Below are 15,396 nucleotides of genomic sequence, written 5' to 3'. Positions count from 1 at the left end.
GCGTCTTTAAAAGCTAATCTTTTCGAGTATGCAATAATCGAATGCCGCCCACGAGCTAACGACTAGCCATCGTCGCCTTGCCGGAATCAAAGGCAGCCGTGGCAATTGCCGTCTGTGGCTCCAGACCGGGGTCGCTGACCAAATAATACACCCCCTCCATCGACACCGTGACGTAGGCGTAGGTATTACCGTTGTAGCGGATAAAGACCACTTCGCGGCCATTTAGCACCAGCATTCCGAGCAACTCGACATGCTCCAAATTGGAGAAGATTTCCTTGGTCGATGCCATGACGGCTGGCTGGCTCAGTTGCTGGCGTTTACTGTCCTGCAAGGCTGGGTGCCAATAGGTAACAATCTCGTCGACACCCTGCGTTCGCAGGCTGCGGTGGTAGTTGATCGCCGCGCGAAAGGCGGTGTCGTTCTTGTCGGTGGGCGCAGCGTCGATGCTCTTATCCGTGCCACGTGGGAAAAGAAACCCCTGTGCTTGGAGCACTACTTCGCTGCCTTTGAAATAGGGCTTAAGCTGCGCGGACGACAGCTTGACGGCACTGGCAGGTGCCTGAAGCGTGCACTCGCGCAACGGGATGTCGGCATGAGAAAGGGTGAGTCCAAGAAAAATAAAAAAAAGCGCCAGTAACTTCATCCGGTCATCAAGACACCAAATACAACGACAGGCCAGCGCCGATCGTTAAAAATCCAATCAAGAAACTCACCGCGCAGATCGGATGGTAAAATACAACCGACGGCTCCTGGCGCTTGCGCTCGGAGGGGTGGCTTATCGTAAGGCCCATTGGTACGATCACATTGTTGGGGTCACGCATGATCGGAGTATTGAAAGCAGGAGTTTAGCCGCGCCGGATCTCCGAACCAGGGTAACGAACGTGGACGCGGACGACGCGCTTCAATTTGGTTTCAATCTTAAAGGTCTTGGGGTCGATCTTGTAAGGAATTTCATCGCGCTGGATGTCCACCGTGGCGTGATAACCCCGCTCCGAAAAGATGTCCAACAGCATAGCCGAGGCGAGCGGATGGGCGAAGACGTCGCTTTCGCTATTGACGATTGCGTAGCCCGAAATCGAATGCCGCTCAATAATCGGCATGAATTTTTCGGCGACCAGTTTTACCACTTCACAGAACAGCTCGCTCTCCTGCTGCTGATAGCCATCAAGCCGCTTGACCAGCTCTTGCCGCGCATGCGTGATGATCTCACTGGCCAGCGGCAGATGCGAAAGGATGTCGAACGTCTTTTGCTCAAGCTCCAGCGTGCTCTGGTATTTAAGCTCGTTAATGACACGTTCACGGACTTCGCGGATCGTGCCATACGCATTCACATAATGGTAGTGGAAGACTTCACGCAGGGACTTCAGTGCCTCGTAAGTGACGTCCTTAAAGGTTCGGTAACGGCGACGGGCAGCGTCGTCGTTAAGGTCTGTTTTGCGGATTTCCTTGAGCTCGCCCATGCCCGAAGCATCAACCTCGCGGTTGTGCTCCGCAGCCTGAACTCCACGCAAAAGCTGACGCTTGACGCTCTCTTCCTCATCAATGAACAGCACAATAATGTGAAACTGCGGCTTGCGGAAGCGCGTGCCGATCAACGTGTCGCGATACTCAGCGCGCAGTTCATTGAGGCGGCGGTAAAGCAGTTTAAGACACTCTACCTGCACTTTGGAACGCGGGAAACCGTCGACGACGACGCCGCTTTGGTAACGCGGTTCAAGCAGACGATGGAAAACCAACGAGGTCACTTCCTTGTCGCCCACCAGCATGCCAGCGTCGATGCGTTTCCTCGCCTCGGGGCTATTGAGCAATTCGCTGACGACAATAGGACGCTCCGTCAAATCCCGATACTCCATGAGGGTGCGCGTGTGCGTGCCCTTACCAGCGCCGGGAGCACCGTTGAGCCAATGGATTTCGCGCGGGAAAATTAAATTCTCCTGGCCATGCTCTTCGACAAGTTCTTGCCATACCGCATTAAAAATAATGGGGGCGTCTTTAATTTCGAGGTCTTGCGGGCGTTTGACCTCTTTCTGAGGAGGCGACTCCCCGCTAGCAGCGGGAACCGATTCCTGGGCGGTGTCAGCGGAAGGCATGTCTAAATGGGGGGGTAAGTTAGTGTGGTTGTAACAGATGGGCAGCTCCATGCCAGCTTAAAGCGGAGAAAAAGGTTTTGGTCAACCTTGAGATTGGTGCCGGAAAATCCGTCGCGGAATCAGCTTCCCATACGAGGCAGTTCGTTCATGGTAATAATTGCGCACTCCTCATGGACCTCTCATTTAAAGAACGCTGGAAACATCGCCTTGAGCGGCTCGAAGAATTCACCATCGACGTGGCCTTCGACCGCCGACATGGGCGCATTGAGAAGTTATACGGGGGCTTCCTCCGGGCCTTGTCCATGATTTTCAGCGCCATCGTCCAAACCCGATACTTCCTCTACAACAAACGCGTTATGCGTGACCAGCCCCTTGGCTGCCTCGTCGTCGTCGTGGGTAACCTGACCGTCGGCGGCACTGGTAAGACGCCCGTAGTGGAAAAATTTGCCCGCTCCCTGCAAGAGCGTGGGCGCAAGGTGGCCATCCTCAGCCGGGGTTATGGCAGTAAAAAAGAACCGCTGCACCGTCGCTTCATGCGCTGGATCACCCATCGGCAAGCCCCGCCCCCAAAAATCGTCAGCGACGGCGAAAATATCCTCCTCGACTCCCATGTCGCCGGGGATGAGCCTTACATGCTCGCCCGAAATCTGCCCGGCGTCGTCGTGCTGGTAGACAAGAATCGCGTCAAGGCCGGCGAGTACGCCATCCGCCATTTCGGGGCCGACACACTTCTGCTCGATGACGGCTTCCAATACCTCCCGCTGCGCGGCCAGCTCAACCTGCTGATGGTCGACAAAAACAACCCTTTCGGCAACCAGAACCTGCTTCCGCGCGGCATCCTCCGCGAGCCCGTCAAGCACCTCCAGCGCGCCTCCTACGTCTTCCTGACCAAGAGTGACGGCGTGCCCGACCCGGAGCTCGAAGACCTGATCCACCAATACAAGCCCGACGCCGAAATCATCGAATGCACCCACCGGCCCAAGTATATTCAGCCAGTCTTTGGCGACGAACAACACCCGCTGGAGTGGCTGCGCGGCAAGCGCGTGGCGGCCTTTAGCGGCATTGCCACGCCCGAGAGCTTCGAGGCTTTCCTGACCCGTCTAGGTGCCACGATCGTCTATAACCGCCGCTTCCTCGACCATCACCGTTTCACCTATTGGGAGATCGAGCAATATTTCGACCAAGCCAACGAAGCCCAAGTCGACCTCGTCATCACCACCGAGAAGGACGCCGTCCGCATCAAGCAAGATTGGGTCCCCGAGCAGGCACCCTTTTACTTCCTACGGCTGGAGGTGGAAATCCTCCGCGGCGTAAAGGACTTTGACGAAGCCGTCTCCCGCATCTGCTTCCCCAAGGTATCCGTCCACACCGGCACCCGCTCGCCGTTCACGGGCAGAAAAGCGGGATAACCAACCCCGGAACTCAACGCGCCACATCTCAACGCCCTCCAAAAACATGAAATCAATTGCCCTACTCCTATGCCTTCTCTTTACTGGTTGTGACCAAACGTCGGACGAAGCAGCCAACAATACCTCTACGATCGAAACGACTAAGCTTGCTGAAAAAGGTGCAGCGAACGTTCGTCAATATGAGGCTGAGATGGATATTACGACCGTTGAGGACACCTCAGTTACGTTCACAATCTGGCTCTCAACATTAACTGAGGGGGCTACAAAAAGCTTCACCAATGGAGAGAGAGCAGAAGTTACGCCTATGTTCCTACGCCATGTGGAGGGGGACGACGTGTATCGTATCGAATGCAAATATCCACTAGATTCCGATTCACCATCCAAGACGATTAAAGAAATCCGTTTCAACGGAACAGAACCAGTAAGCACCAATTTCCTCAAAGAAAATCTGGTTATCACTGTTCGTCCAAAGTAAGAAAGCGAACCAGGCGGACGATGACAAACTCCGCGCATCCCCTCCACGCTAAATGTCTACTACTACCAAACCATTCTACCGCACTGAGCTGAGCCTGATCATCGGACTCGTCACCGCTGGGCTGTTCATGGCCTTTGGCAAGGGCTGGCTCGATGACCTCACGAACATGCCCAAGACGATCGCGCTGTTCGCGTGGTTGTTCGGGATCATGCTCTGGTCGAGCTTTGGCGTCGTGCGCCATGCGGACTGCCTCGCGATCAAGCTGGGGGAGCCTTATGGCACGCTGATCCTGACCCTGTCCGTGATCACCATCGAGGTCATCATGGTCTCCGCGGTCATGCTCACCGGCTCGGAGAACCCGACTCTTGGGCGGGACATGATGTTCGCCGTGGTCATGATTGTGCTGAACTGCCTCGTTGGTCTGTCGCTGTTTATCGGCGGCATCAAGCACCACCAGCAGGAGTTTAACCTGCAAGGAGCGAACACCTTCCTCACGGTGCTAATCCCGCTTTCGGTGCTCGGGCTGATACTACCCAACTTCACCCAGGCAACCGCTCCGGGAACATTCTCCCCCGCTCAGGCCATCTTCATCATCGTGGCGATCATCGCACTCTACGGCGCGTTTCTAGCAATTCAAACGATGCGGCATCAGCCGTTTTTCATGTCTCCGGCCGCCATTCGCGGCGACGAAGACGACGATGATCACCACGGCGATCTCGACATCCGCAGCGTGCCTTACCACATCGTCCTGCTCGTGCTCTCGATGCTGCCGATTATTCTGCTGTCCAAGAAAATCGCCGTCATCATCGACTACGGCATCGCCACCGCAGGTGCCCCGGCGCCCTTGGGGGGCTTCCTCGTGGCAATCTTGGTCTTGGCACCCGAGGGCATGGCCGCACTCCAGTCCGCCTATTTCAATAAGCTCCAGCGCTCCATGAACATCTGCCTTGGTTCGGCCTTGGCGACCATCGGGCTGACGGTGCCCGCCGTGCTGATCATCGGCATGGTGACTGCCAAGACGGTCGTTCTGGGCCTCACGCCCGCTGAGGAGGTCCTACTCGTGCTGACGCTGGCGGTATCCGCGGTCAACTTCAACAGCAGCCGGACAAACGTCGTCCAAGGCCTCGTGCACATCATCCTGTTCGCAACATACTGCCTGCTGATCTTCGATTAAGAAACTTCGTTGGACAAAATAAACAAAACAAGCCATAACATGTCTGAAAATGACAATCTGGAGTAGCGCTACGCGCAACTCTCCGCACATCCCCTCCACGTTCTAAGGGTTAAATGAAACGCGAATCCACAGATGATAAACCTTGGGTATCAATACATGATAAGCATGGAGATCCAGAAGGTCATATCATGGGAAACGAAAAGGGCTTAAAGGAACTCAGAGATAGAATTGATGAAGCTTTGGAATCTGGGGTTGGTCTTTGCCGAAATCTCGATTGTGACTTCAACAGCGTGAAGCTCATGGAAGAAGATCCACGGGTAACATCAGAACCTATGACGATTAAAGGTAAAGCAATGAGTTATGGTTTCCTCGCCATAATTGCTATATGCTTATTGATATTTGGTTTTGGGCTACTAAAGCTATGCGAAGCTTTAAACCAATGAAATTTGGACCAGTCAGAGTTGGACAATCCCATTTTCGCCGCTGGGTATTCGATAACTACTAAATCTACAGTCTGGCATTCCAGTCTTCTACCTCAGCCAAAAAAATGAAAAAAGGCCTTAAAACGCTCATTGTCGGCATCCTGCTCTTCGCAGTAGGAACTTTCGTCGTTCCGATTGCCTTCATTTTGCCTATCATCCTAGATGGGGCAGATGAGCGACAGTTCATCATTCCAGGAACCACAGAAGTTGAGATTTCCGAACCCGGACGCTACTATCTGTGGAACGATTTTCAGACCGTCTATAGCGGGAAGAGTTACAGCCGCTCAAATAGCATTCCTGACGGTCTTGAAATCACCATAACGAAACAGGATGGAGAGGGCCTCGCTTTCAGCAGTGATACTTCCATCTCCTCAAGCAGTGGTAGCAGTTCGAAGAATAGCATTGGCTATGTCGAGGTTAGCAGTCCATGTAAACTTACCGTTTCAGTATTAGGAAATTCAGATAAGCGTGTGTTTTCCTTTTCTCAGTCCGGTTTAATGAAAATGTTCGGATTAATTTTCGGCGGATTCGGCCTTTCGATGCTTTTAGCCATTTCAGGCGCAGGCATCTCGATCTGGGGAATAGTCAAGCTCGTGAAAAACGATAAAAAGAGCGAACCAGACGGCGTAGTCAACGAGCCTGGCGCTCCGTGACTATCCTCGAATATCCTGCCGAAAACCAATATCATGAATTCATTGATCGCTTTTATTTCACTCACAGGCTTCATTTTTGCAGTCATAATTTTCAGCATGTTCATATTCGCCAAAGCCAATGCTGAAAAATCCAAACCAAGTAGAGAGGAAAAAGAACGGTTAGAGCGCTACTCATCTGGAAGCTCCTCCAACCAACACGACTGAACATGAAAATCGCTGCGCATTTTTCGCACACACCCTCTAATGTTGTGCAAAATCTCGCTGGGCGTATCGGGCCATTAAAAAATACTCTAATAAGCACAGTATGAACAATCTCTGAGCTTCCGCTCGGAATATTAGGGCGCTAGGGTTGTTCGCATGACACTTACGGAACGCCTCGATTACCACTTGGGTAAGACGCCCGAAATCCACCCCGACGCCTATGTCTCGCCGCAGGCTACCCTGATTGGCGACGTCACGCTCAAGGCGTTTTCCAGCATCTGGCCCGGTGCCGTTTTACGCGGGGACATCAACTCCATCGCCATTGGTGAAGGCTCCAATGTGCAGGACGGCAGCATCGTCCACCTCGCCGACGATTACGGCGTCGAAGTCGGCGATTATGTGACCATTGGCCATCTGGCGATGATCCACGCCTGCGCCATTGGCGACGAAGCGCTGATCGGCATGCACAGCACGATACTTGACGGCGCTGTCATTGGCCCACGTTCCATTGTCGGGGCCAAGGCGCTCGTTACCAAGAATTTCCAGGCCCCCGAAGGCTCCGTCATTATGGGTGTCCCGGGCAAAATCGTCAAAACCCTGACCGTCGCCGAACAATCCAAGCTCCGCGCCTGGGCCGAAAAATACGTGGAGGTCAGCGCCGCCTTCAAACAACGCAAAATCTAGGCGTAACAAGCAGTTTTTTGAGAACGGATTCTCATCTAACTTTGCTCTAGTTTCCATTTTCCAGCCTCATATAGCCCAAAAATGTAATAAAAGTATCAGTCTGAATTTACTGAAAAACGTCCAAAAACGCTCGAATCGAGCATGTTTATTGGCCTGGGGGCGATTGGTGACATTTTACCCCCCCCTCAAACTTTCCCATCTTTCCGCCAGCGATAGAGCGTCGTCGGATGGATGCCCAATTGAGACGCCGTCCAGGTCAAATCCCCCCCACTCTCTTCCAATAAACGCCGGGCATATTCCAGCTTCTCCATCCGGTTGAGCGTCCGTGGTGGAAAGGGATTGCGGGACATTTCGCGGAACGGATCAGCCGAATTTTTCTGCTCACGATGCTGTGGCACAAAGGGATGCTTGGTCACTTGCTTTTCGGGCGGGAGCGGCGGTGTCCACCACGTGCTGCGCATCACAGGGCCATCGTAGTAAATCGCCATACGCTCAATGTTTTGCCGGAGTTCACGAACGTTCCCAGGCCAGCTGTACTGCTGCATGCGAGAGATTAGCTCCGGTTCCATTGAATCGAAATTCTTCCCTAATCGCACCGCTGCCCCCACTAGAAAAACGCGCGATAAATCCGGAATATCCTCAGGCCGCGAACGCAGCGGAGCCGTGTTTTGAATCACCTCAGAGAGACGGTAAAATAGATCCAGGCGGAACTCCCCTTTCTGCGATTCGGCACGCAAATCACGGTTGGTAGCAGATATCACGCGGACTTCCGAAACATACTCCTTGGTGCTGCCAACCCGGCGGGCACGACGTGTTTCCAAGAAACGGAGCAGCTTCGGTTGGAGATTAAGCGCGAGTTCCCCGATTTCATCAAGAAACAGCGTACCTCCTGCAGCCTCCTCCACCAAACCGGGCTTGTTGCGGACCGCCCCCGTAAAAGCGCCCTTTTCAGCCCCAAAGAGTTCGCTTTCCATTAATTCAGCAGGGATCGCAGCACAGTTAACCGTGACAAAAGGCGCACGCCCAGACGTGTCGTGGATTGATTCCGCTACGAGTTCTTTACCCGTGCCAGACTCCCCCATAATCAGCACCGTCGCGTCCGTCGGCCCGATCCGCTGGATGGAATCTCGGAGCGCCTGCATCGCTTGGGATCGCCCAACGAGCTTACGTTCATCCATTTCTCCCTGGGCACCATAAAGCTGCCACCAGAGCGCCTGAGCTTGAGCAGCCGACTCTAAAGCTTGCTGCCAACGCTCACGATTTTCCGACAGATCAACGACATCATGTGCGCCGTCGCGGACCGCATCCACGATCTGACGGGAGCTCAACCCTTTGCCATACACCAGATAAAACCGGCTGGCGCGGGCTAGGCGAACTCGATTTTCCGCCCAATCCATCGTATCAAACTCCTTTGATGACACCAAATGGACGATGTCTAACGAGCTACTATCCAGCGACCGTATCCGATCAAAATCCTCCACCTGCAAATGATGCTCCAGAGCTTTCAAATGCTGTAGTAGAGAAGTTGGAATCTCGTCGGATGATAGAACAGACAGTCGCATGGATCATGCATGGAAGCACCTCCGGTTCAGACCGAAAGCAGCAACCGATTTACTTGGGAGGGGGCGGTTTTATAGGTTTGCGAGGCGCTGGGCCTTTCGACTTTGGCGGCTCTTCGTCATCAGTTGGTGCACTGGGAGGGACTGGGTCTGCCTTGGTCTCGGCAGAGGTCGGCTTCGAAGCCGGCTTGATCGGCGCAGACTTCGGTTTTGATGGGCCATCTTTGCTTGGCTTTAAAACAAACAGGTAGAACGCGACACCGCCTGCGAAAAACCCAATAATGCCCAGCCCGATGAGCACCAGCACGATTGGAGATGATTTCTCTGCCTCAACAATCGACTCGCCAGAATCCGTTTCGGGCATTGTGTCAGCAGAGCCTGCTGATGTGTCAGCTGTCTCCGACTTTGCCACAACATCCGATTTAGGGGCAACGGCGACCGAAGCCCAATTGGACCCAATTCGGAGTTCGTCGATCATCACCCCGCCAGCATCCCCTCCGTAGAGCGAGATGGCGACATCAGTAACAAGGAAATCAGTCCAATCACCCACTTCTACGAGCCAACTAATGCGGGAATCGGAACCTGGGACCTTTTCTCCCGGACCATAGGCAACCATTCGGACCATGTCCTTACCTCTGGATGAGGTCGAAATTTTCGCGACGATGAAATAGGTCGTGTCGTAGAGAAACTCTCGTTTGCTATATTCGCGATTCGGCTGTGGGCTCGCGGCACAAGCGAAGAAGCGCGCGGAACCAGTATTACTGGAGTCATCGACGCCCACCTGTAGGCGGTGGCTACTGCCATTGCTGAAGGCCACCGTGATCTGCCGTAATGAGTTGGCACTCTTATTCGCGCGAATGATGAAGCTCAGGTAAATCGCTGAATTATCACTGGACGTGTCGAATTGGAAATTTGGATCAATCGTGCCATAGGCGTCCATCCATTCGCGGACCCAACTGAGCGAATTCCCTTCAGCCTTGAATGGAAATGCCGAACCTTTTGTCGGTATGCTCCCGTTGAGTATCTGCATGGTGTAGTCATGCGGCGCGCGGGACGCATGAGTATCCAGCTCACTAAAATACTTAAGCGGCTGACCATCGGGTGCCTTGTTCGTGACCGGCCACAATGAAGGTGTCTGCCTAGTAACAGGGTATTGGAAACCTTCATAGGCAACCAACTGCCCACGAAGAGAAGGCAGCACCGTTAACGATAGTAGGATGGAGAGTAGAGAAAGACGACTCAGCATGAATCGATAAATACAGGTTCAGGTGAAAGATAAATACTTGGTTAAAGTCGGCGTAAGCTCAATACCGGATTCCGTTTGATGCAAACTTGTTCTTAATCTGAATGAACACAATCAATTCGCCGGTTGTCTGACTCCACCCCTTGCATTTTATCAGGTTAACATCTATACACCCTGCATCGGCATGATTTCCGCTCGCTATCGCCACCTTATGAAACCAACTGCTCGTATCGCTGGAATAGCGACATTGCTGCTTACGATTGGAGTGACCAGCACACTGGCCCAGGAGAAAATTGAACTTAGTCACCGAATTGATCCTGTGGATCTGGCCCCCGTTCGCATTTTACCGGAAACAGCAGAACAGCCAGCCATTAGCCCCGCCGCATTGGATAACATTGGGCGATATTGGCAGGAACTAATCAGCGACTACCAATTACCAGGTGCTGCCATTGGCGTCGTTCAGGGTGACGGGCTCGTTTACGAGCTTTGTGTAGGTAAGCGCAACGTGAGAGAAAACGAACCGATTGACGCAGATACGCTTTTTAACTTTGGTGAAGCGACTCTGGCATTTACCACCTTGCTCGCTGCCACTGCGGATTTACCAGCGAACCCCATTTATGACCGCCGAGCCACCACTGTCAGCCAGCTATTTCGCATGACGGACGCACGTGCTCAGCAAAATTGCCGTATTCGCGACCTGTTAACGATGACGGCAGGCGCACCACCCTACACCGACGAAATTCTGGATCCGCTCTGGGCACAACCCGAGGATGTCTTTGCTCTGTTGGGCCAAGCGCCAGTCATGTCACCACCCGGCGAGCGTTACCGCGCCAGCCAGATCAGCGCCACGATCGGCGGCTATTTAGTTGCGATGGCCATTGGCAACCAGAGGCGCAATATCTACAGCAACTACATTGACGTAGCCCAAGAGCATTTGATGACGCCCCTCGGCATGACTCGCGCGACTTTTTCCAGTCGCACAGCCAAGGAAAAAGGCAATGTTGCCGTTGGGCACAGCCCAGCAGATTTTGGCTACAACCCCGCATACGTGGAAGAGCCTGAGCGCAACCCGCTCGCGCCACTGCTAGGCCTTAAAATGTCACTGCGCGAAGCAACATGCTGGCTCCAGACTGAGCTAAACCAAGGTATCGCCCCCAGCGGCAAACGCATCGCACCCAACGTTAGTGTTCGTGAGCGCTGGCAGCCCGCCGCCGCCCAAAACACCGACCATCGCGGACTGGGCTGGACCCGGATCTACCACGCGGAAACCGAAGTCATACTAGCCAGTGGCCAGTATGGGGAGCAATCTGCCACCATTGGATTTTACCCAGCCTATCGCACTGGTTTTATCGTTCTGACCAATGCGGGGGGGGGGGATGCCGAGCGTTTGATTCAAGCCGTGGCCCTTGGATTGGCTGAAACCCTCAAAGATTCCCGCCAACGCTCACCAGCACCGTCTGTGGCGAGCGAATCCGTGACCAAATAACTTTTCTTGTCACCAGCATTTTTTTGATCTGGCTTGAATTCTGCTCGTGCTGTAGTTTATCAATAGAGATGGAGATTCACTTCATAAACAGCCAGCTTTTCACTTATTTGTCACTAGAAACACACGTAGCTCCTGTATAATTTGGCGGGATCAAATGAATATTTTATTCCTTGAGGACGAAGTTGAACTGAGCGCAATTGGGGCGGAGCAATTGCGCAAATTGGGTCATACCATTTACCCAGCCCTCGACCTCTCGGAAGCCCGGGATATTGTCGATGAACTCTGGCAGACGCTCCACTTGATTATTGCGGACCATCGATTGCCTGATGGGCGGGGGATTGACTACCTGCTTGAGGTCAAGCAACTCTACCCGAGCATCAAGCTAGCGGTCGTTTCCGGATGCCTCTCTCCCGATGACGAAAATACGCTTCGTAACGCGAAAATCCCCTTTTTCACCAAACCGTTGCTCTACCGACAGGTCATGCAAAAGCTACGCGAGCATTACATGATCACGGCACAGCCACCGTTTAAGCGCCAGGGCTCACCGCCTACGCCACCACAACGCGCGACACAGCCTCCCATGCCCCCATCGGCCAGTACCCAAGATACTGAAAACGCCGATCCTGAGCCACCAGCTCCTCCACCTAAAAAACAACCGGTGGATGCTGGGCAGCTCTCTGCTGCAAGCAGCGATAGCTCGCCTCCAGTGAAGCGCAAGGGCCTGACCTCCGTCATTTTCAGTAAGTTGACGGGCAAGGATTAGCTACAGCACCGCAGGTTTAACCTCCTGCCGAAAAAGCTTACGACATTCTGACAAATCCCTGACAACTCGGCCCGCCGCACATGCTATGCTTACGGCATGAATCAGCCACTCATACTCGGCGCGCTCGCGCTTCTCCTCCATGCCACTCCAGGCATTGCCCAAATCACAATTCTGAATGAATTCCTGTTGGCCTCGGCCAATCCAACGCAGCCCATTCCCAATGAGCTAATTGACGCCCAGGGCTTCGTCGAAATCGTCACCTCCTCCCAAGATGTCCGCGAAAAGAACCGCTTAACCGAGGAAGAGTTCCTCCAAGCCATTAACAGTGGTGAATACATCCTACTGGACGCTCGTAGCGCGGCCAATTACGAGCTTCGTCACATTCAAGGCGCAGTCAATTTGCCCTTCACCGAGTTTACCGCCGAGACCCTTATGGCCATCATTCCCGACTCGGATACAAAGGTTCTCATCTACTGTAACAACAACTTCCTCAACAGCCCACGGTCCTTCGCATCCAAGTCAGTACTCGCATCGCTGAACCTCAACACCCAAGCCTCGCTACGCGCCTATGGCTACGAGAATATTTACGAGCTTGGGCCACTACTCGACGTAAACAATACCCGCCTGCCCTTCTCAGGCACTGAAGTCGAATAGAGGTGCGAAAATGTCTCGTCTGCTAATGACGATTGTATCAACATTGTGGAAAATACATTATCCGAATCCGCAATACAGATACATCACCACATGGCCATTCGCTACACACGCAAAATCATCCCTGATCGCCTTGATGAAGCCCAGTTAGAAGAAGATTCAAGTGCGCTGTACAGCCTCCTGCATCAAGGGCTCATCGATCATCTACTCCCCGAGCATGGTTGGCAGTTTGTTCAAACTGGGCCGTGCGCCGTCCAAGCCAAAAACGCCACGCTCTCGTGCAACGCTCAGTTTAGACAAGACGTCGATGTCCTCTCCAGTGGAGAACGCTTTCGCTACATACAGATTAGCCTCAGTTCGATGAATCATCGGAGAATGGAGGCAGATATTGCCGAAGTGTCGGTCACCAAGGGGTTTGAAAAGACTTTTGGCCTGATTGGGGCCGCTGTAATCGGCGTGCTTGGGTTCATCGGGCAAGCCCTGCTGATCCAGCGCGTAAACCTCTTGCTAACAGCCGGGCTCTTCATCATCGGTTGGCTTGGAGGCGGGCTGGTAGGCTATATGCTCGGCAGTGGATTAGGCTCTCAGGTGAAAAAACAGAAAGGCAACATGAGCTTTGATGACGAAGTCGACCTAGGCGTCGCCAAGGCCGACTGGGAGCAATACGTGGACGCCATGATTGCGCCAATTGACACATTCTGCCGAAAGCACGAGAGCCGTCCCTCGCAAGCGACCATCGTTTAATCCTCAGTGCCCAGTGGGCGCGTCGAGGTAATGGCCTTCGATCAAAACATTGTAGGCGGCATACTTATAGAGTTCGTGCAGGGTCGGCATGTTGTAAACCCGGTTGATCACAGTCTCAATGGTCGCCTTGCTATCAACCAACGCCATCCCATAATGAACGAGCTCGGTGGCGATTTTGCCAATAATGTGGACACCTAGCACGCGCTCAGTCTTCTTGTCGACGACCATCTTGAGCATACCGCGTTTGACACCCATGATCTTACCACGTGGCATATCAACATAGCGCGCGCGCCCGACAACACACTCGTAGCCCTGCTGCTTGGCCTCTTCCTCAGTCAGACCATAAACACTCACTTCGGGGATCGTATAAATACCGTAAGGAAAATGCTCAGTCAGTTGAACTTGGTCACCAAAACCAAACATATGGGAAACCGCAACGCGGCCCTGATCCATGCCTGTACTAGCGAGTGCAGGGAAGCCAATGACGTCGCCCACGGCAAAAATACTTGGGACTGCGGAGCGATACTCCTTATCAACCACGATATTGCCGCGGCTACCGATTTCCACCCCGACTTCCGCCAAACCTAAGCCTGCAGACTGGCCTGAACGACCCGCTGCATACAAAAACATGTCCGCCTGAATCGGATCGCCGTCTGACAGCTTGGCGTGCACGTTAAATTCATGATCTTCAGGTAAAATCTCCACCTTCTCAATACGCTGATTAAGAACGAATTCGATGTTGTCGTGCTCCATGCTATCGACCAGTTGATCACGAATTTCCGGGTCGAGGAAGGTCAGGATGTCGCCATGACCATTGACCAGTTTCACCTTGGTGCCCATGACCGCAAAAATTGTGGCGTATTCGCAGCCAATGACGCCCGCGCCAACGATGACCATCGACTTCGGGATACCTTTGATGCTTAAAATCGTGTCTGAATCGTGGACGAATTTTCCGTCAAAGGGGATGCCCTCTGGCTGGAAGGGATACGAACCCGTGGCGATCAAAATGAAGTCCGCTTCGAGCAACGCATCGTCAACGCCAACCACCTGCACACGATTCGGGTTGATGACTGTGCCCTTGCCCTTGTAAACGTCGATATTGTGCAGGACGAAATTTTTCTCGATCCCGAGCTCCTGCCAATCCTGCACTTCATTTTTGCGGAAGAAAAAATCTTCCGCGTCAGCAGCTCTCTTGAGTTCCTTATCAACGCCGAACAAGCCGGATTCGTTGATACCAGAGTAGTAGAGTGCTGTTTCCTTGAGGGTTTTCGAGGGTAGCGTACCCGTGTTGGTGCCAGCGCCGCCTAGCATGGACTCCTTCTCCACAACGGCCACGCTTTTACCGTGATAGGCGGCCTTAACCGCTGCTTTTTCCCCTGCGGGTCCGGACCCGATGACAATTAAATCATAGTGCTTCATGGCGCGGTCACGGTAAAGCGAATCTCCCGCACATGGGAAGCTCGAAAAGGCCTGCTTTCGGGAATTATCGCGCTATTGTATCAATCTAGGCGCATTGCCACCCGCTAATCCTGCGACACAAGCAGGTGAATATCACGAGCTATAGGTCGCTCACGCCCCAAAAAACGCTCATCCACCGCGGTGTTGATATTGGAGTGTAACTCCTTCATATCAACCCCCTGAGTGTAGATACTTTCAGTGTGGCAAGTTGCGACGAGACCGCCGCCCTTGTGTGGCTTGACTTCAAAAATAAGGCCCATGATTTAAAACAACACTTATATGCGTTAAAACGTGTAATTACAATAAAGACTTCCTTCCCTAGTA

Annotated in this window: 17 protein-coding genes; 10 read left to right on the top strand and 7 right to left on the bottom strand. The window is 53.1% G+C overall.

The window, feature by feature from the left end; genetic code table 11:
* Positions 1 to 55: 55 nt before the first annotated feature.
* From IE065_RS02425 to IE065_RS02415, 3 genes are read right to left on the bottom strand one after another with little or no spacing between them, the layout of a single operon-like run.
* Positions 56 to 643, bottom strand: a complete 588-nt coding sequence (locus tag IE065_RS02425) for a hypothetical protein (RefSeq protein WP_189511474.1) — start codon at positions 641 to 643, stop codon at positions 56 to 58.
* Positions 644 to 650: 7 nt separating this feature from the next.
* The gene (locus tag IE065_RS02420; RefSeq protein WP_189511472.1) at positions 651 to 821 is read right to left on the bottom strand and encodes a hypothetical protein; all 171 of its coding nucleotides are present in this window, start codon (positions 819 to 821) and stop codon (positions 651 to 653) included.
* A gap of 24 nt (positions 822 to 845) precedes the next feature.
* Positions 846 to 2,090, bottom strand: coding sequence for a nucleoside monophosphate kinase (locus tag IE065_RS02415; protein ID WP_189511470.1), 1,245 nt, complete (start codon positions 2,088 to 2,090; stop codon positions 846 to 848).
* Between the two features lie 170 nt (positions 2,091 to 2,260).
* On the opposite strand from IE065_RS02415, the gene lpxK reads away from it, so the two are divergent.
* The 6 genes from lpxK to IE065_RS02385 all read left to right on the top strand — a co-directional run bounded on the left by lpxK (position 2,261) and on the right by IE065_RS02385 (position 7,168).
* On the top strand, positions 2,261 to 3,499 hold the full coding sequence (gene lpxK / locus IE065_RS02410; protein WP_189511469.1) for a tetraacyldisaccharide 4'-kinase: 1,239 nt from the start codon (positions 2,261 to 2,263) through the stop codon (positions 3,497 to 3,499).
* A 46-nt stretch (positions 3,500 to 3,545) separates the two neighbouring features.
* The gene (locus IE065_RS02405; protein ID WP_189511468.1) at positions 3,546 to 3,974 is read left to right on the top strand and encodes a hypothetical protein; all 429 of its coding nucleotides are present in this window, start codon (positions 3,546 to 3,548) and stop codon (positions 3,972 to 3,974) included.
* 52 nt (positions 3,975 to 4,026) lie between these two features.
* Positions 4,027 to 5,148, top strand: coding sequence for a calcium:cation antiporter (locus tag IE065_RS02400; RefSeq protein WP_189511467.1), 1,122 nt, complete (start codon positions 4,027 to 4,029; stop codon positions 5,146 to 5,148).
* Between the two features lie 113 nt (positions 5,149 to 5,261).
* Positions 5,262 to 5,591 carry a hypothetical protein gene (locus IE065_RS02395; protein WP_189511466.1) on the top strand — a complete coding sequence of 110 codons (330 nt, stop codon included), beginning with the start codon at positions 5,262 to 5,264 and terminating at the stop codon, positions 5,589 to 5,591.
* Between the two features lie 104 nt (positions 5,592 to 5,695).
* Entirely contained in the window at positions 5,696 to 6,283 is a 588-nt protein-coding gene (locus IE065_RS02390; RefSeq protein WP_189511465.1) for a hypothetical protein, read from the top strand.
* A 357-nt stretch (positions 6,284 to 6,640) separates the two neighbouring features.
* Positions 6,641 to 7,168, top strand: a complete 528-nt coding sequence (locus IE065_RS02385; protein ID WP_189511464.1) for a gamma carbonic anhydrase family protein — start codon at positions 6,641 to 6,643, stop codon at positions 7,166 to 7,168.
* 185 nt (positions 7,169 to 7,353) lie between these two features.
* Here IE065_RS02385 and IE065_RS02380 read toward each other — a convergent pair whose 3' ends face one another.
* Together IE065_RS02380 and IE065_RS02375 are read right to left on the bottom strand one after the other, a co-directional pair.
* Positions 7,354 to 8,730, bottom strand: a complete 1,377-nt coding sequence (locus IE065_RS02380) for a sigma-54 interaction domain-containing protein (protein ID WP_189511463.1) — start codon at positions 8,728 to 8,730, stop codon at positions 7,354 to 7,356.
* 49 nt (positions 8,731 to 8,779) lie between these two features.
* The gene (locus IE065_RS02375; protein WP_189511462.1) at positions 8,780 to 9,973 is read right to left on the bottom strand and encodes a hypothetical protein; all 1,194 of its coding nucleotides are present in this window, start codon (positions 9,971 to 9,973) and stop codon (positions 8,780 to 8,782) included.
* 208 nt (positions 9,974 to 10,181) lie between these two features.
* On the opposite strand from IE065_RS02375, the gene IE065_RS02370 reads away from it, so the two are divergent.
* From IE065_RS02370 to IE065_RS02355, 4 genes are all read left to right on the top strand, one after another.
* On the top strand, positions 10,182 to 11,456 hold the full coding sequence (locus IE065_RS02370) for a serine hydrolase domain-containing protein (protein ID WP_189511460.1): 1,275 nt from the start codon (positions 10,182 to 10,184) through the stop codon (positions 11,454 to 11,456).
* A gap of 154 nt (positions 11,457 to 11,610) precedes the next feature.
* Positions 11,611 to 12,219 (top strand): DNA-binding transcriptional response regulator, encoded by a 609-nt coding sequence (locus IE065_RS02365; RefSeq protein WP_189511458.1) that lies wholly within the window; start codon positions 11,611 to 11,613, stop codon positions 12,217 to 12,219.
* 96 nt (positions 12,220 to 12,315) lie between these two features.
* The gene (locus IE065_RS02360) at positions 12,316 to 12,873 is read left to right on the top strand and encodes a rhodanese-like domain-containing protein (RefSeq protein ID WP_189511456.1); all 558 of its coding nucleotides are present in this window, start codon (positions 12,316 to 12,318) and stop codon (positions 12,871 to 12,873) included.
* Between the two features lie 90 nt (positions 12,874 to 12,963).
* Complete coding sequence (locus tag IE065_RS02355; protein WP_189511454.1) at positions 12,964 to 13,614, top strand: hypothetical protein; 651 nt, start codon at positions 12,964 to 12,966, stop codon at positions 13,612 to 13,614.
* 3 nt (positions 13,615 to 13,617) lie between these two features.
* Here the strand turns inward: IE065_RS02355 and sthA are convergent, their stop codons facing one another.
* Both sthA and IE065_RS02345 read right to left on the bottom strand, forming a co-directional pair.
* Positions 13,618 to 15,033, bottom strand: a complete 1,416-nt coding sequence (gene sthA, locus IE065_RS02350; protein WP_189511452.1) for a Si-specific NAD(P)(+) transhydrogenase — start codon at positions 15,031 to 15,033, stop codon at positions 13,618 to 13,620.
* Positions 15,034 to 15,137: 104 nt separating this feature from the next.
* Positions 15,138 to 15,332 (bottom strand): hypothetical protein, encoded by a 195-nt coding sequence (locus tag IE065_RS02345; RefSeq protein ID WP_189511450.1) that lies wholly within the window; start codon positions 15,330 to 15,332, stop codon positions 15,138 to 15,140.
* Between the last annotated feature and the right edge of the window lie 64 nt (positions 15,333 to 15,396).

Origin of the sequence: Cerasicoccus arenae, from assembly GCF_014651635.1 — a bacterium.
Classification (GTDB): domain Bacteria; phylum Verrucomicrobiota; class Verrucomicrobiia; order Opitutales; family Cerasicoccaceae; genus Cerasicoccus; species Cerasicoccus arenae.
This window is presented reverse-complemented; position numbering and strand designations above follow the sequence as displayed.